Origin of the sequence: Mucilaginibacter achroorhodeus, from assembly GCF_007846095.1 — a bacterium.
GTDB classification, from domain to species: domain Bacteria; phylum Bacteroidota; class Bacteroidia; order Sphingobacteriales; family Sphingobacteriaceae; genus Mucilaginibacter; species Mucilaginibacter achroorhodeus.
Genome location: NZ_VOEI01000001.1, coordinates 744,083 through 762,566 on the forward strand (window position 1 = coordinate 744,083; position 18,484 = coordinate 762,566).

The window sequence follows — 18,484 nt, forward strand, 5'->3', positions numbered from 1 at the left end:
ATATGTTTTACTATAAAGACATAAAGCTTTACACGGAGTTTATGAGAAGAAGCCTCTCCCCAAACCCCTCCCCGAGGGAGAGGGGCTTTTAAAAAGCTATTCTTTTCAAGTCTCCCCTGTCGGGGGAGATTTAGAGGGGGCTTTGTAAGCTCATGAATGCTTCGCAATTTAGAGAGGCTTTTGGGCGTTGCCTTCTGCCCGCGCTATTCGCTTATACGCGCACAGGCATTAGGCTCGGGGCCGGTATCCGCTACTATCGCTAACGCAAATTCAACACCGCGTCATTGCGAGGGAATAGATAGAGTATTCTAAAACCCTCTTTTCGCGCAGCGAAGAGAGGGTGGTCGAGCGGAGCAAAGACCGGGTGAGTAAAATTCCTATATTTGAATTAAAACCCATATTCACTATGAAAATAAATGCAATAGCTATTGTTACCGCAGCCGCGTTTTTTGCAGGATGCGCCGGTGATACTGATAAAAACCAAAACACTACTGCCGATACAGGTATTGCGGCTGATATTAAACATCACATAGCCGTATTGGCTAATGACTCTCTGATGGGTCGCAAGCCGTTCACTAAGGGCGAAGAAAAAACCATTAACTACATCGCATCTGAATACAAGAAGCTGGGACTTGAGCCGGGTAACAATGGCAGCTATTTTCAGGAAGTGCCTATGGTAGAGATCACTTCTACCGCAAATGATATGAGCATCAGTGGCAAAACTACCATGGCCCTGAAACCGGGTGTAGACTTTGTTGCCTCAACCCGCCGCGAGCAGGATACCTTGAGCCTTAAAAATTCGCCGCTGGTATTTGCCGGTTTTGGTGTGGTAGCGCCTGAATTTAACTGGAACGATTACAAAGGCCTTGATGTAAAAGGCAAAACCGTAATTGTACTTGTAAATGACCCCGGTTTTAAAGCGCCGGAAAAGTTATTCAAAGGCGATACCATGAGCTACTACGGTCGCTGGACCTACAAGTACGAAGAGGCCGCGCGCCAGGGTGCTGCAGGTGTCATCATCGTCCATCAAACCCAACCGGCAAGCTACGGCTGGCAGGTGATACAAAACAGCTTTGCAGGCTCAAAACTTTATTTGCAACAAGCCGATAAGCACATGAACCGCTGCAAGGTTGAGGGCTGGATAAGCGAACAGGCCGCTACTAAATTATTGGCAAGCGCCGGCTTCAACGGCAACATCCGTGACTATGCACGCCGTAAGGATTTTAAAGCGGTGGCGTTAGGCAGCAGCGTTTCGCTTGACTTGAAAAATAATTTGAAGTACTCAAAATCAAATAACGTTATCGGTATCATCCAAGGTACCGAGCGCCCGCATGAAACCATATTATACACCGCTCACTGGGATCACTTTGGCATTGGCAAACCTGATGCTAAAGGCGACAGCATCTACAACGGTGCGGTTGATAATGCCAGTGGCGTAGCAGCTATTTTAGCGGTTGCTAAAAAGTTTGCTTCGCAAAAAGAGAAGCCTAAGCGTTCTATAGTTTTCCTGGCTGTTACTGCCGAAGAACAAGGCCTGTTAGGCTCGGAATACTATGCCACGCACCCCATTTATCCGCTTAACAAAACGGTGGCTGATCTGAACCTTGATGCGCTGTCAGACTTTGGCGAAACCAGTAACTTCTCCATCACCGGAAAAGGCCAGAACGACTTGGATGACTACGTGATCAAACTGACCAAAGCCAAAGGTTGGGACGTGGTTGGTGATGAGAACCCCGGCTCGGGCAGTTACTACCGGTCCGATCATTTCAATTTTGCCAAAGTTGGTGTACCCGCTTTAGACCTGCACAACGGGGCAAAAAGCATACAACGCGGTGAAGAGTTTGGTAAAGAGAAGCTAAAGGAATATAACGACCAACGTTACCACCAACCATCAGACGAGTACAGCGATGCTATGGACACCCGTGGCATGGCGCAGACCACCGACCTAATGTACAAACTCGGCGTACAGTTGAGCAATGAAACTACCTTCCCGGGCTGGAAAAAAGGCTCGGAGTTTAAAGCAGTGAGAGATAAAGCAATGGGGAAATAAGCAAAGCTTCGGTGTTCACGTTCACGCCATGAACACTTGTGAACATCGTGAACGCCGTGAACGCTGACATGATCCTGTCAGTAGGCGCTAAGTGATAAAACATAAAAGGCCGGGCATTGCGCCCGGCCTTGGTTTTTATAGATCAGTTAGTTAATAGTTTCTATTTACAATATTGTGCCACTTGAGCAGCGGCGGCCTTTGAGCCGAGGTTAACGGCTTGTTTAAAATCAGTACAGGCGTTGCCTGTATCCTTTTGGTTTACCCTTGCACGGCCACGAAGCAGGTAGATCTCCGGGTTTTTAGGCTCTATCTTCAGCGCGTAATTAAAATCAAGGTTGCTGCGCTGGGTATCACCGGCCAGGCTTCGGGCCAGTCCACGCCATGCATAGGCAACAGTATTGTTCATGTCAATAAATATGGCACTGTTAAAATCATCGACAGCGCCCTGGTAGTTTTGCGTAGCCAAACGTATCTGCCCGCGAATAAAATAAGCATCTTCCTGGCCGTCATTTATTTTAATACCCTTAGCAATATCGGCCAATGCACCGTTGTTATCCTTCATATCAAACTTGGCGCTGCCGCGGTTAAAGTAAGCCTGCGATGATGCAGTATCCAACTTAAGGGCTGCATTGTAATCGGCAATAGCGCCTTGCAGGTTGCCGGTGTGTTGTTTGGCGGCTCCCCTGCCTATCAGGTAATTGGCGTTTTTAGGGTTTTTACTCACCAGCGTATTAAACAAAGGCAAACCTTCGCTGTAAAATTGAGCTTTCACCATTGATCGTACAAACCTGTCGCGCAGGTTATCATCGTCTTTGTCGATGGCCGCAATTCGCTTGTAATCGGCAAGTGCACCTTCACGGTCGTTAACTTTTAAACGGGTTTCTGCGCGTTTTAATAACGTTTCAGAATCACCACCATTGTAGCTCAATGCTTTGTTGTAATAGCCCACAGCAGTATCGTACTGATGTTTCCCTGCCGCAATGTTACCCAGCAATACATAAGAATAATCATTAGAGGGGTTCATTTTTATTCCCTGGTTAAGATCAGCCAATGCTGCAGCTGTGTCTTTCAATTCCAGGTTGGCACGGGCACGGCTTACGTAGGCATAAGCATTTTTTGCGTCCAGCTCAATGGCGCGGTCGGCATCGTCTTTGGCATCTTCAAAAGACCTCATATCCAGTTTGAGATCCGCACGGTTCTGAAAAGCATCTGAGGTTTCCTTCAATTCTATCGACTTATCAAAATCTGCCAGCGCCCCCTGTTTATCATTAAGGTTATATTTAACCAAACCATCATAAAGATACAGCTCGGCATTGTTTGGGTCTCGTTTTATGGCCTCGCCAAAATACTGCAGCGCCCCTTTCTTATCATTGTTATTGCTTAAAGCATTGGCCAGGTACTTGTACAGATTAGGCATCCGTGGGTTTAAAGCAATGGTTGCTTTGTAATCGGCAACGGCTGCTTTGTAATTTTTAAGGTTTCCGTAAGCATTGCCACGATAAAACACGGCGTAGGCATTTTTAGGGTTAAGCGCCAATGCTGCGGTGTAATCTGCAATAGCACCCCGGTAATCGCCCATGTTACCTTTAGAGTTTGCCCGGTAATAGATCAGGTCTGAGTTCTTTGGATCAAGCGTAACTGCTTTATTAAAATCTTCAATAGCGCCTTCGTTATCCTTTAAATTAGCTTTGGCAACACCTCTGTACTCGTATAATGACGGGTCGCGCGGGTCAAGTGAGATGGCTTTAGTAAAATCATCTACCGCTCCCTGGTGATTGCCCATGTTTGCTTTGGCATTAGCACGGTAATGATACATATCTGCCCTTGGGTTTAGCGCTATCGCCTTATCAAAATCGGCAATGGCTTCGTTATACCGGCCTTTATCATTATAGATGTTAGCGCGGTACATGTAGGCAAAGGCATTATTAGGATCATACTGAATAGCTTTTGTATAGTCGGCCACGGCTTTGTCAGCGTCCTTTATATTATTGTATGCGTTACCGCGATAGAAATAGGCTTTGGCGTTGTTAGGCTCTATTTCTATAGCCTTACTAAAATCAACTATAGCCTGGCGATAATTTTTAATATTAGCTTCGGTATTTCCTACACCTATATAGGTTTCGGCGCTTTGCGCAAGGCAGCAAAACGGCAGCAGTAAAAAAGCTATTGTAAATCTTATCATCTTAAATATTATCTGAAAGGCTTAACTAAAACAGAGAAAGATGCCGTGGTGCCATAGCCGGTATTGCGGCCGTTTATGAAATGCCCCCCGGTTGCAAAAAACGACAGGCGTTTGTTTGCCGTGTACCCATAAGTAAGCGATGCCTGGTTAAATGCAAAGTTTTTATTTACAGCCAATATGGGCGAGAACCTGGTAAAGTTACTTGATGAGTAAAAGCCACCCAATGATACCGAGAGCTGGTGATGAAAACGCCTATCCAGCGTTAAACCAAAGGTACCGGTGTAGCGGTCCTGGGTTGGGCCATCAGGGCCAAAATACTGGCGTACGCCATTCTCTAATGTAAAATAATAGTTCTTCCCTAAAACTTTACCGCTACCTGCAAAGGCAAGTTTAATTTCAGCGCCCTGTTCGCGGTAACCCAGTGTAAGATCATTGTACAATGGTGTAATATACGTACCCTGCACAGTAAAATAATAGATGTAATTGATGTTGGCCACATAATAACGCAGGCCTATTTCAAGGTCGGTTAAACCGGTACTGGTTGTTTTCGAGTTGTTATCTTCATACGTGTTGCGCACATAAGGCAGCAAAGCCACTGCGGTTAAGCGCCTGCTTATGCCATACTCCGCATAAAGCGAAAAACCTATTGATGAGAACTGCCCATTATTAGCAAAAGGCGTTCTGCGGCGTAACGAATCCCAACCGCTGTTTGCATAAAAATAGCTAACGGATGGCGACAGCAGTAACCGCTTTGGCCTTACCGGGAAACCACCCGCAAAACTGCTGGTGTTAGCCAGCAACATAAAGCTTGCTGCTAATAAAAATATCTTAAAGTCAGTTTTAGGTACTGTCATGTCTTAAGCTTAAAATAGTGCAAAATGGTCGCGCATCCAACGCCCTTCAAGGTCTTTATATGATTGTGATATCTCGTGCCCCAGGTCTTTAAATACCATCATCCTTTTCTTCCCGGGAATTACGTTGAAAGTGGCATACTCGTTATAAGGCGGTGCGTAAGGGTCTAATAAACCTATACCCATTATGGCGGGGCAAGTTATATTTTCTGCAAAATTTTTACCGTCATAGTAGTTAAGGTTGCTCATCACCTTATCAAGGGTTAACCCTGGTTGAGTGCGTATGTACTTCTTAATATCGCTGATAGGCCAGGTAACTTCGCCGTCCAGATTATTTACATCACAAAGTATAGGGTTTTGGGCAGAGCACAGGTTAACCCTTTTATCAAGCGATGCCGTAGCAAGTGCCAAATAACCACCCATACTACCGCCTGATACCAGGATATTATCGTGCTTTAAATTTGGCTGGGCGTAGATAAAATCAATGGCGCGTAAACAATCCATTATAACGCCGCGCATAACGTATTTATCCCTGTCTTCTATCCGGTAAAATATAAATTCATCGCGGCGGGTGTCTATCTGGCCACGACTGTTACCCTGCCCTCTTACGTTTAGTGTAATAATAGCCAGGTCTTCATCCAAACCCGTTATGGGCATCAGGTTAACCTGGTAGCCCGGCAAACCCAACAGTACCGAAAATTTACGATTTGGGTTAGGATTATTCGGCACTGTCATCCATCCCTTTATCAGGTAATTATCCAGGGAGCGCATTTCTATCAGGAATACCTTACGGTTATCGGTATTCATTTTAGGCATTGGCGTTACCTTAAAATTAGGTTTAACCGCGGCCAGCTCTGCTTTGGCTTTATTCCAAAAGGCATCAAAGTCTGCAGGTTTTTGATATTTAGAGCGTATCTCGTCAGGACGGATACCAAAAACCCTGCGGGTAGTATCGTCATACTCAGATACGTTAACCATAAAGTTAACCTTATAGAAACCTGTCGGCAGGGATGGCAGTTCGAAACTGTATTTCCCTGAACTTTTCTTGCCGAGATTTACCTTCTGCGATGCTGTTTTGATGTCCTTACCATGCTGGGTTATAATGTAGGAAACCGTACCTGTTTGCGGATTATTGGTAGGATTTTTCACCTCGAAGGTATAGCTGGCATGATCACCAAAAATGGCGTTCTTGTTACCTGCGGTAAGCACGGTCGAAATTCCTTCTTCCTCATCATCCTGTGCAAGGCAATGATTTATGCCCGCAAGGGTGAAGATGCAAAGCAACATGAAAAATATCTTATTTGATCTGATTAACATAGTATAAATAAAACTTAAGCTTTAATGGCCTCCGATCTGTTCTCAGGGTTACGTGCTTTATTTTTGATCAAAAAATCCGACTGTCGGATATAATGATTCAGCGGTTCCTCAACCAGTTTAAACAACAGTATAGAGACGGCATTTAATACAATGAAGCCGTAAAGCACATTCAGGTTATCATACTGGAAGGGCGAGTTCCAGTCTTTACCCCACTTATCGTAGAGTTCAAAAATATCGTCGTTCCATTTATTCAGATAATTGTGGAACAGATCATACATCCAACCCAGGTGTATAAGGTAAAAAATGTAAGAGCTTTTGCCCAGCAACTCAACAAATTTAAAGCTGAGTATCGTTTTAAGCACGGTGGTCTCGGTAAGTAAACCATAGAAAAACACGGCAATGGATGTAGCTAAAAGATAGTTGTTGGTAACAATACCAAACGGATGGTGCAAACCTGCCACCTCGCCTTTCGGGATTGGCAGGATAGACATGATCCATACGCAAACAAATACGGCCAGAAAGCCGCCGTAGGTAAACCAGGTTTTAGCTTGCCCGTCAATTTTATCCTGCCTGCGCTTTACAATCAATGCAAGCTGAATCCCTGCAAAAAACTCGAAGCACCGACCCAGGAAAGTATATAAGAACATAAACGTAAAGTTGCCGAAGAAACCATACCAGTTAACGTTCCTGAATATCATTACCAGCCCAACACCAAACAGTGTAACCACAGCCCACTGCAGCCAGAATTTGTTGTATTTTTTTGCAAAGTAGAATATGAATGGCGCCGAGAAATAGAAACATTCCTCAACAGTAAGGCTCCAGCCTTGCGCTATGCCCGTAAATTTAAGCTGATCAAAAAATCCGCGAACAAAAGTGATGTTCATAAAAAACAAACCCACCGGACTGCCAAAGCCGTTAACCGTTTTTGGATCGCGGGTAAAATAGTAAGATATGAAAGCGCCTGCCGTAATCAGGAAATACATTGGATAAATACGCGCTACTCGGTTCTTTAAATATTGCTTGAACCAATCACCGGTTAGTTTAAAATTATCAAAATATCTGAAGGCGATTAAAAAACCAGACAACACAAAGAAAATGGTTACCCCGATATGGAATTCATTAAGAAAACGTTGCACGCCCTGGGGAAATTTTTCATCAAACGCGTACGCGTAATGTGATATGAACACCAGGTACGCTGCTAATGCACGCACGCCTGTTAATGCCGGGATGTAATTTTGTAAAGGTTTTTGCACCAAAACAGTATTTGAATTTAATTTTTACGGTAAATTGTTCCTAATAGTTATACAAAGGAAGTACCAACTGCTATTTTCTTGTGGGTATCAAATACTGAATTAAGGATTTTATTGGCTAATTGTTTAAAACCACTTTAGAGAAATACGGAATAACAATGACAGCGTTTTATGTTTAAACGCATCTGCACAGTTGTGCATCTATCTACAAAGCGCTGCCTTGCACTACTCCACGCTCGAGTATGCGCTGATCTATCCGGTACTGTATCTCGCTCTTTTTTAACCCCCAATTGGGTGCTATCAACAATTCGCGATCACTGAGGCCGAACAGGCGCTGTATCACAATATTCGGGCGAACCAATGGTAACAGGTCGCAAAGGAAATCGGCGTACTCATCAAGGCTGAAAAGCTTAAATGGCTCGCGTTTATATTTAACACCCATTACACTGCCTTCCACTATATGTAAGTGATGAAACTTTACAAACTTGATCTGTTGGTGGCGATTGATCTCATCGGCGTATGCCAGCATCATGTCTTTTGTCTCTCCCGGCAAGCCAAAAATGGTATGCACACAAATATCCAAAGGACTATTCTCTACCAGTTTTAAGGCTTTCAGCAATTCATCATGGCTGCAACCACGGTTTATCTGGGCAAGCGTATCGTCATAAATACTTTCCATCCCCATCTCCAGGTCAACATCAAAACGATCGGTATAACTCTCTAATAAAGCCACTTTTTCAAAGTCGATACAATCGGGGCGGGTACCTACACTTAAACCAACAATATCTTCGGTACCATAGCTAAGTGCCTCATCGTACATCATCTTTAAATAATGAGCAGGGGCATAAGTGTTGGTGTTAGGCTGAAAGTAGATGATGAACTTATCGGCTTTATTGCCTTTGCGGGCGCGTTCCATGCCTTCCATCACCTGCTGCCTTACGGTAGTGGCATTGCGGCTTACAGATGGTGTGAACGAATCTACATTGCAATAAGTACAACCTCCATAACCTTTGCTGCCATCGCGGTTGGGGCAGGTAAAACCGCCATCAACAATTACCTTAAATACGCGTTTGCCCTTATACTTCTCGCGAAGCCACGGCCCGTAATTATTGTAACCTTTTTCCCACTGTACACCTGCCTGGTTTGATAACATCATGATAGCCGCAAAGATACGGTTTTTAAGGATGTGCAAATTTGCAGATTTCAGATATGCAGATGCAATATTCATCATATACAAAAAGGGTGGCAAGCTTTCGCTGTGCCACCCTTTTATAGATCAGGTTTATATGATCGGTTATTTATCCCACCATACGTGTGTGCTCAAAGCATCCGGACCTTGCCTTGCAATTACTTCGTTGTAATTTGCCTTGTTTAGGTCGTTTTCTGATTGAGGATACTGTTGTCTGCGTGGTATGTGTTTATCAGCACTTACTGCAGTTGGAACAGGGTCAAGCAACCTTGGGAAACCGGTACGACGGTACTCAGACCATGACTCCCAGCCGTCACCAAGATAGTTAGCTAACCATTTTTGCGTAACGATTTGTTCAACTGCGTTTGCCGCGTTGAAAACAACACCCGGTTTTGCAAGATAAGCGGTAATAGATGCAGCATCTACGCCATTTTGCTCTAAGGATGCTGTTATACCTTGAGTGTAGTAAGTAGCAGCTTGTCCATCGCCGCCAGGTATCCAACCCAAATGAGCTGCTTCAGCCTCAGCAAAAAGTGTTTGCGCATAGCTTGTCCAGGTAGTTGGGCTGTTTTGGCTTGAGTAAGCAAGGCCTATTTGTGAAATATTACCTGCTTTAATAGTAGATCCGCTCCTGTTACCGATGCTAAAGTTGTTTAAGTCATCACCTTGCGTAGCATAAGGCAAGCCTATGTAGTCGCCTGTGTTTGCTTTTTCTGCAAAAACAAGTAAACGAGGGTCACTGTTAGCTTTCATCGTATTTACAGTTTGACTGCTAACTGCGTAGTCATACCTTGTTCTGTAATTACCAAAGTATGGGTTCTCGTTGTTTTGCTCAGATAGGTACTGGTAAGTTGCGTTATCGTCATTTGAGGTCATTACACCATCTGCAACAGCTTTCTTAAATTCTGCTGAACCAGTTGCCGGGTCAACTTTACTTAAGCGCAATGCCATAACAGCGCGCAGCGAGTTTGCCCAGTGTTTCCATTTAGTGTTATCACCGCCAAAAAGTACGTCGCCGGTAAGCGGTGCACCATCATCAAATTGAGCCTGCGCCTCTGTAAGCTCTTTGAAAAGATCTGTATAGATATCTTTCTGAGCATCAAACTTAGGCGTTAAATTAACATTACCCTGCAAAGCCTGAGAGTAAGGGATATCGCCCCAACGGTCAGTCATGGTAAGGAATATGAATGCTTTAAGAATGCGTGCGGATGCTATTTGGTTAGCATTTGACCCAAATCTGATTGTGGTAGCCAGGTTTTTGGTTTTATCATTGGTGTTAAAATCAATTACCTGCTTAAGATCGGTAAGCGGGCCGGTGTAATATCCCTGGTAATCATATTGCGCAAGTGCAAACCTTGATTCATTGGTATAGTACGTTTCAGAAATATATTGCGAATATAACTCACCGGCGTAGCTGTTGATGTTAGTTGTAGCACCACCACCACCTGTACCACCTATATATTGTAACGCACTGGTAAGTGCATAACCGGTAGATAGATTTGCAGGTTGGTTAGGGCTGATGTTTATATCGTCGGTTATTTTCTTGCATGATGTTAAAACAGCACCTGCAACAAATACAACCATAACTTTATTTAAAAACTTTTTCATATATGTCTATTTCTTAAAAGTTTAAATTAAGGTTGAAACCAATGGTACGTGTTGCCGGTAACTGGCCACCTTCATAAAAAGATGTTTGCAGTTGCGACGGATCAATACCCTTAACTCTCGCTTTAGTATAGATCAACCATGGGTTTTGAGCCACGATGGAGAACCTTGCTGATTGCAGTGGGAAACGGCCAAACCAGCGTTTTGGCAAATTGTAACCCACGCTTACTTCCCTTAATTTAATGTAGGTAGCATCATAAGTGTATTGCTCCCAAATTTGGCTGTAAACCTGCTCATTCAAGGTACGGGTATCAACATAAGTGGTGTTAGGAGTGCCATCTTCATGCACACCTTTAACCAACGTACCACCACCTGCTGCAGGGGCGTTACGACGAGGAACACCGTTCTCGTTGTTACCAATGGTTGACATGGCAAGACCTGAACCGGCAAGATTTTGTTGGGTTACAGATACAAATTTGCCACCGTATTGGTAATCGAGAGAGAAGCCAACGTTAACACCTTTGATATTGATGTTGTTGGTAAAACCACCTGTAAATTTAGGCAGGATATTACCCAGGTTTACGTTGTCATTACGCTCAGGGTAACCATCTGCATCAACAACGATGTTGCCTGATTTATCTCTCTGGAAACCAGAACCGATAAGCTGACCATAAGGCTGGCCTACCACACTGTTTACAGAGAAGCTTGGCGAACCTACAAAACCGAAGCCGGTTGCGCCTGCTGCCTGATAACCTGATATTGTAGCACCGCCAGAACCTTCAGGTGAATTGCGTAGCGTATTAAAACCAGGATACAATTGAACAACTTTATTGCGGTTAAACGCAATGTTAAAGTTAAGATCATAAGTAACATCACTTGTTTTAACCGGCGTACCACCTAACGAGATCTCGATACCCTGGTTAACAATTGAACCAGCGTTGATAGTGATAGCAGAATAACCGGTGTTACCGTTAACAGGCAGGTTAAGTATCTGATCTTTAGTATTACGGTGATAGTAGTTGAAGTCTAAACGGATACGATCGCCTCTTAAGAAGTGTAACTCTGTACCTAATTCATAAGAAGTTGATAACGTAGGCCTCAGGTTACCATTAGGCAAAGTGTTAGGCACAAATTGTACCGGGCTGCTACCGTAAGGAACGCTGCTTAGCGTATAGGTTTGATAGATCTGATAAGGATCAAGATCGGATCCCAATTTAGCTACCGAAGCTCTGATCTTACCAAAAGAAAGTACATCATTCTTAGGAATTAAACCTGATTCAGTGAACACGAATGATCCTGAAGCGCCACCATACCAGTAGGAGTTATGATTTGATGGCAAAGCCGAAGAAACGTCGTTTCTGATGTTCAAATCTAAGTATAAGAATTGTTTGTAACCGAATGAAGTATAACCGTACGCGCTGTTAACAACCTTATTGCTATGCAATGAGGTTGTGCTTGGACGGTCTAAAGAGTTACCTACAGTGTATAATTCCGGTACAGATAAACCTCCGTTGGTAGCTGAGAATAAATACTTGGTAACATCTTGTCTCGATTCGGCATAAGCACCTGCACGGAAAGAAAGATCTTTACCAAACATGTGATCGTACTCTAATGAAGCTACGTAATCGTATTCTTTGTACTGATAGGTATTTTCGCTGTATGAATCAGGATTAAGCGTGTAAGAACCTACCCTGCTGTTAGCATCACGGTTTAAATAGTCACCACGTGCTATAACAGATAGTTTCAGATCTTTTCTGAAGTTGTAAGCAGCGGTAACGTTACCGTATAAGCGGTTGCTGTTAGCTTCTGATGTGTTAACATAAGCCTCCGTGTATGGGTTATCCCAATACTTTGGAGTAAGATCTGTTGGAGAAGTGATATTCCAGGTGGTGTAAGTACCGTCCGGCCTGCGGTAGTTTTTCAACTTATCCATTTCAAGGTCGCGGTGAAACCACTGGTTAAATGAACCCGCAGTTTGGGTACCGTAACCTTCGGTAGGTACGTTCTTCAAGTTTTCCTGGAATACGTTGATGTTTGCGCTAACTGTTAATTTATCAGTAAGTTTTACATCGCCGTTAAAGCTAAGGTTATTACGCCTTTGCTTAGTGTTAGGGCTAACACCTGTACGGTTTAAGTTTGTGTACGAGATACGGGTGTTGTAATCATCACCTGCTTTCGCAAAAGCTACGTTGTTGTTAGTGGTAACACCGGTTTGATAGAAATCGCGGATGTTATTTGGCTGTGCAACAAACGGCTTAAGCTTACCAAAGTCAGGGTTTGACGGATCCCAGAAATACCATGGCGCATAAGGGGTGCCATCCATTTTAGGGCCCCAGCTCTCATCAACAGAATAGTTGTAGTATTTGATACCATTAAAGCCTTTCAGGTAATCAGGATCGCCTGCTTTATAGTTATAAACATTCCAGGTTTGGCTGGTACCACCACCATATTCGTTTTGGTATTGTGGTAAAGTGTAAACACGCTCAAGTGTGGTTGTTTGGTTTACGGTAACACCGATACCTTTTTTTGAACCTCTCTTAAGTGTAATAACAACTGCACCTTCAGATGCACGTTGGCCATATAATGCGGTAGCTGCAGGGCCTTTTAGTACAGTAAGTGTTTCAACATCATCATTGTTGATTGCGTTTGGATCAGTAATAACGCCATTAACAACGTAGATTGGATTACCGCCCTGTAATGAGTTGATACCCCTGATACGAATGGTTGAAGCACCAAATTTAGCACCAGAACCACCAAGTATCTGCACACCAGAAACCTTACCGGCTAATGATGTATTAAAATCCTGCTGGCGAGTCATGGTAAGGTTTTCACCTTTAATTTGCTGTGCAGCGTAACCAACAGATTTTTCTGAACGTGAGATGCCCAGGGCCGTAACAATTACTTCGCCAAGTTGCTGGCTACTTTCTGCAAGGGCAACGTTAACAGTTGAGCGGCCACCTACGGCTACTTCTTGTGGTGCGAAACCCACAAACGAAAAAACAAGCACTGAAGAGCTTGATGGCACACTGATAGAGTACCGGCCATTAGCATCGGTAACTGTACCGGCCTGGCTGCCTTTTACACGCACGCTTACACCGGGCAATATGCCTTTATCGGCGGCGGCAGTAACGGTACCCGTTACTGTGCTGTTTTGCGCTGCCGCAACGGCAACATTAAAAAGAAAAAAAATGAGTAATAATGTTCTATTCATACTTTTCACTCCTATTCATAAACGATTTTAGTTTGAGCACTTTAACAAAAAAAACAACCTTCTACGCCTCAAGAAGGTTGCTTAACTAATTAACTGATCTTATAAAGAACAACAAGCGTGAAATATCTATTGAGCACGCGCAATTATGCATGCAAAAAAGTCTTAACAACTTGGTTTAAGCCAATAGTAAATTAGGAGGGGTATGGGTATTGGTCGTTAAGGTTCAGGTTATTGCAAACGCATGACGACGAGTTTAAAATCCCATCGATCACGAACATCAACATCGCAAATCTATTAATTTTTGATTAAGGGGTACCACCAAAAATTAAAAATTGATTAGAACAGGTGCCGCTTAAGACAATGTCAGCACGGTGAAAAGGTTAAATCGCTACCCTTTTACACTATAAACCAACGAGTTGTATTGGTCAAATTTTCGATTAAACAACTGGTTTATTACGCAAAGGTAACATCAATTTTACATATCTGACAATTTTTTTCGTTAAAATTCCTATTGTGTTAACAGGACACCTCCAACATTAACAATCAAGAAAAATTAAACTATTGTGCCAATAGATGTAGGTGAGCGTAGCGTATTTACTATGCCTGATTAAAAAATCCTACTTTTGCTTACTCCCAATTATAATAGCCTGTAATGGAAAGTATTGCCCCGTATCAATCTAAAAATAAGATCCGCCTGGTTACTGCAGCCTCATTATTTGATGGTCATGATGCCACCATAAATATCATGAGGCGTATCCTGCAAAGTACAGGTGCGGAAGTGATACACCTGGGGCATAATAGAAGTGTTGACGAGATAGTTAATTGCGCCATACAAGAGGATGTACAAGGCATTGCCATCACCAGCTACCAGGGCGGGCATGTTGAATATTTTGAATATATGCATGACCTTTTGCGGGAACGTGGAGCGGGACATATCAAGATTTTTGGCGGTGGTGGTGGCGTTTTTCTGCCAAATGAAATAGATGAATTACAGAATTATGGTATTTGTAAGATCTATTCGCCGGATGATGGCCGCCGGATGGGTTTACAAGGCATGATCAACCATATGATGCAGGAGTGCGATTTCTCTTTAGCAGAGCGAGAGATCGGTGAGGGTGCGGATAAGATCAAACAAATTGCACGGCTCATATCCGCCGCTGAAAAAGGTAACTACACTCCTGTTACCTTTCCCTGCACTTCGCTCCGGGTCCCTGTACTTGGTATCACCGGAACCGGCGGGTCAGGTAAATCAAGCCTGGTTGATGAAATTGTACGCCGCTATCTGCTGCATACCAATAAAACGCTTGCCATAATTTCTGTAGACCCAAGCAAACGCAAAACCGGTGGGGCCTTACTTGGCGACAGGATAAGGATGAACGCCATCAATAATCCCAGGGTATATATGCGTTCGCTGGCTACTCGCCAGGCCAACCTTGCGTTAAGCAAACATGTTCAGGAAGCTATTGACATCTGTAAAGCTGCAGGATATGATATGGTGATCGTTGAGACCAGCGGCATAGGCCAGTCTGACACCATGATCACCGATTATTGCGACTTGTCGCTCTACGTAATGACCCCTGAATTTGGCGCTGCAACACAGTTAGAGAAAATTGACATGCTTGATTTTGCCGACCTGGTTGCGCTTAACAAATTTGATAAACGAGGTGCTTTAGATGCCATACGCGATGTGCGCAAGCAATACCGCCGCAACCATATGCTTTTTGAGGCCAAAGACGAAGATATACCGGTTTACGGCACCATGGCATCGCAGTTTAATGACCCGGGCATGAACACACTGTTTGCTGCGCTTGCGGCCAAACTGAGAGACAAAACCGGTGTAGATATTTTTAAAGGTAAAGAGCAACCTTTAAACAACCAGGATGGCGAATCTGAAAAGATCTATATCATTTCGCCGGACAGGATACGCTACCTAGCAGAGATAGCTGAAAGCAGCGCATCTTATACTGATTGGGTGAACGAACAATGCCGCATAGCGCAGCAATTGTATAACATAAAAGGGACGATAAAAGTTACCGAGGATAAGATTGAAACGAAAGGTTTCAAATCCGAATTGGAAAAGATCTACAGTAATTTGGAAGAACATCTGCATCCTGATTGCAGGCGTCTACTTAAAGAGTGGCCGGAAACCGTTGCCAAATACAAGGCCGATAACTTTATATATAAAGTAAGGGATAAGGAAATAAAACAACCGCTCTATTATACCTCTCTTTCACAACTTAAGGTACCAAAAATAGCGCTGCCCAAATATGAAGCATGGGGCGATGTATTGCGCTGGCTATTAACTGAGAATGTTCCCGGCGAATTCCCTTATGCTGCAGGTGTATTCCCTTTAAAACGCGAAGGTGAGGACCCCACGCGTATGTTCGCCGGTGAAGGCGGTCCCGAACGTACAAACAAGCGCTTCCATTACGTTTCGCTCGGTCAGCCTGCGCACAGGCTTTCAACGGCATTTGATTCAGTTACGCTTTACGGCGAGGACCCACACGTACGACCGGATATTTACGGAAAAATAGGCAATGCCGGCGTTAGTATCGCCACGCTTGATGACGCAAAGAAACTGTATTCAGGCTTTGACCTTTGCCATGCATCTACTTCGGTCAGCATGACCATCAACGGCCCTGCACCAATGTTGCTCGGCTTTTTCATGAATGCCGCTATAGATCAGCAGTGCGAAAAGTACATCATAGAAAACAACTTGCAGCATTTGGTTGAGGCAAAGTTTAAAGAATTATACGATGATAAAGGGTTGAAGAGACCGGTGTATGGAGTACAAAACGCTTCCACTCTCCCACCCGGCAACTCCGGCCTTGGTTTAATGCTGCTGGGCTTAACCGGCGATCAGGTTTTGCCGGCGGATGTTTATCAAACAATCAAAGCAAAAGCTATATCAACTGTAAGAGGCACCGTACAGGCCGATATTCTGAAGGAAGACCAGGCACAAAACACATGCATTTTTAGTACCGAGTTTGCCCTGCGGATGATGGGCGACATTCAGCAATATTTTATTGATGAAAAAGTAAGAAACTTTTATTCGGTGTCTATCTCAGGCTACCACATTGCTGAAGCCGGTGCTAACCCTATTACTCAACTGGCTTTTACATTGTCCAATGGTTTTACTTATGTTGAGTATTACCTCAGCCGCGGTATGCATATTGATGATTTTGCGCCCAACCTGTCGTTCTTCTTCAGTAACGGTATCGATCCGGAATATTCGGTGATCGGACGTGTAGCAAGACGCATCTGGGCTAAGGCCATCAAGAACAAGTACAAGGGCAACGACCGATCGCAGAAACTTAAATATCATATCCAAACCAGCGGCCGCTCTTTACATGCACAGGAAATAGACTTCAACGATATCCGAACCACCTTGCAGGCGCTCTACGCCATTTATGATAATTGCAATTCGCTGCACACCAATGCCTACGACGAGGCTATCACCACCCCAACCGAAGAATCGGTACGCAGGGCAATGGCTATACAGCTGATCATTAACCGCGAGTTGGGTCTCGCAAAAAATGAGAACCCTATTCAAGGCGCATTCATTATCGAAGAATTGACCGACCTTGTAGAACAAGCTGTACTCACCGAGTTTAAAGCCATCAACGATCGTGGTGGCGTGCTGGGCGCCATGGAAACCATGTACCAGCGCAGCAAGATACAGGAAGAATCTTTGTATTACGAAACCCTGAAACACACAGGCGAATACCCTATTATCGGTGTAAATACTTTCCTTAACAAAAAAGGATCGCCAACTATCATCCCATCAGAAGTTATCCGTGCTACTGAGGATGAGAAGCGGGCGCAGATAGCCAACCTGGAAAGCTTCCATCAACGTAATGCCGACGGAGCAGAAGATCTGTTAAAGCATTTGCAACAGGCCGCTATTGCCGGCAAAAACATTTTTGAGGAGTTGATGGAAGTATGTAAATACTGTTCACTTGGCCAGATCAGCCACGCCCTCTACGAAGTTGGCGGGCAATACAGGCGAAACATGTAAAATAGGTGTTTAAGCAAGACTATCACCGCCCGCTGAGCCTTACGCCGGCCCAAAACCTCCAAGTTTTGCAAGGCGGCTCACTGTGGTTTAATTTACCCCAAGTTGTGGAAATACCTTACCGCGAAATTGTAAACGCAGCCTATCCCCAATATTTTTCAAATCTCGCTTAAAAATCAAAAAACTTAACTATACAACTGCAGTCTCTAAGAAATTTTAACCAATGTATAATTTTTTTACCCTTGTTTACAGCTATTTACAGCAACCAACAACGCTGCAACAACAACTCAGCCTTATAAACCACAATAAAGTGTCATTAAAACGGGTTAAATATCAACGCAGCTGACGGCGCAAAACAACGCTTTTGTTACAATTGAAAATTACAGCTGCTAAAAACAGGCACGGTGATTGCCTTACATCTATTGTACATATATATTATACGTTATGGAAAATCTGTTATCGAATTTATTACACCTCTTTGTGGTTTTTATGATGGTTGTGTTTGTGGTGGGTGGTATATTAGCGCTTACAGGTACATTTGACCACTGGACCGAGCGTTACCGTTTAAAACAACGCCGCCGCAGATTGATGAGAAATAACGAAAAACATAACTCTGTTAATACCAATGTTAACCATAGAAAGGGTAAACCGGTTGCAGAGATGAAAGGGCAAAACATGCCAAATACTTTAAGAATGCAACGTTACGCGCACTAAGTATAACCTATAAAATTTCTCGAGCCCCTCAAGTAATACCTTGAGGGGCTTTTTTGTAATAGCATATTTACTTTAAAAGTATATTCACCAACTGCGCATT

10 protein-coding genes are annotated in these 18,484 nt (G+C 43.7%); 3 read left to right on the forward strand and 7 right to left on the reverse strand.

Annotated elements, in window-relative coordinates; genetic code table 11:
- Nucleotides 1-406 precede the first annotated feature (406 nt).
- A complete protein-coding gene (locus FPZ42_RS03530; protein WP_146269094.1) occupies nt 407-2,050 on the forward strand; it encodes a M28 family metallopeptidase in 1,644 nt (547 codons plus the stop codon).
- 160 nt (nt 2,051-2,210) lie between these two features.
- Here FPZ42_RS03530 and FPZ42_RS03535 read toward each other — a convergent pair whose 3' ends face one another.
- The 7 genes from FPZ42_RS03535 to FPZ42_RS03565 form a co-directional block, all read right to left on the reverse strand.
- Nucleotides 2,211-4,232, reverse strand: a complete 2,022-nt coding sequence (locus tag FPZ42_RS03535) for a tetratricopeptide repeat protein (protein WP_146269095.1) — start codon at nt 4,230-4,232, stop codon at nt 2,211-2,213.
- Between the two features lie 8 nt (nt 4,233-4,240).
- Nucleotides 4,241-5,086 (reverse strand): hypothetical protein, encoded by an 846-nt coding sequence (locus tag FPZ42_RS03540; protein WP_146269096.1) that lies wholly within the window; start codon nt 5,084-5,086, stop codon nt 4,241-4,243.
- Nucleotides 5,087-5,095: 9 nt separating this feature from the next.
- Nucleotides 5,096-6,400: an acetylxylan esterase gene (locus tag FPZ42_RS03545; protein ID WP_146269097.1), complete on the reverse strand. Its 1,305-nt coding sequence runs from the start codon at nt 6,398-6,400 to the stop codon at nt 5,096-5,098.
- A 14-nt stretch (nt 6,401-6,414) separates the two neighbouring features.
- Complete coding sequence (locus FPZ42_RS03550) at nt 6,415-7,653, reverse strand: acyltransferase family protein (RefSeq protein ID WP_186458672.1); 1,239 nt, start codon at nt 7,651-7,653, stop codon at nt 6,415-6,417.
- A gap of 202 nt (nt 7,654-7,855) precedes the next feature.
- A complete protein-coding gene (locus FPZ42_RS03555; protein WP_146269555.1) occupies nt 7,856-8,803 on the reverse strand; it encodes a TIGR01212 family radical SAM protein in 948 nt (315 codons plus the stop codon).
- 141 nt (nt 8,804-8,944) lie between these two features.
- Entirely contained in the window at nt 8,945-10,447 is a 1,503-nt protein-coding gene (locus FPZ42_RS03560; protein WP_222431535.1) for a SusD/RagB family nutrient-binding outer membrane lipoprotein, read from the reverse strand.
- A 13-nt stretch (nt 10,448-10,460) separates the two neighbouring features.
- Nucleotides 10,461-13,655, reverse strand: a complete 3,195-nt coding sequence (locus FPZ42_RS03565; RefSeq protein WP_146269099.1) for a SusC/RagA family TonB-linked outer membrane protein — start codon at nt 13,653-13,655, stop codon at nt 10,461-10,463.
- A 652-nt stretch (nt 13,656-14,307) separates the two neighbouring features.
- Between FPZ42_RS03565 and FPZ42_RS03570 the strand changes: the two genes are divergently transcribed.
- On the forward strand, nt 14,308-17,673 hold the full coding sequence (locus FPZ42_RS03570) for a methylmalonyl-CoA mutase family protein (protein ID WP_146269100.1): 3,366 nt from the start codon (nt 14,308-14,310) through the stop codon (nt 17,671-17,673).
- Nucleotides 17,674-18,114: 441 nt separating this feature from the next.
- Nucleotides 18,115-18,384: a hypothetical protein gene (locus FPZ42_RS03575; protein ID WP_146269101.1), complete on the forward strand. Its 270-nt coding sequence runs from the start codon at nt 18,115-18,117 to the stop codon at nt 18,382-18,384.
- The last annotated feature ends 100 nt before the right edge of the window (nt 18,385-18,484 follow it).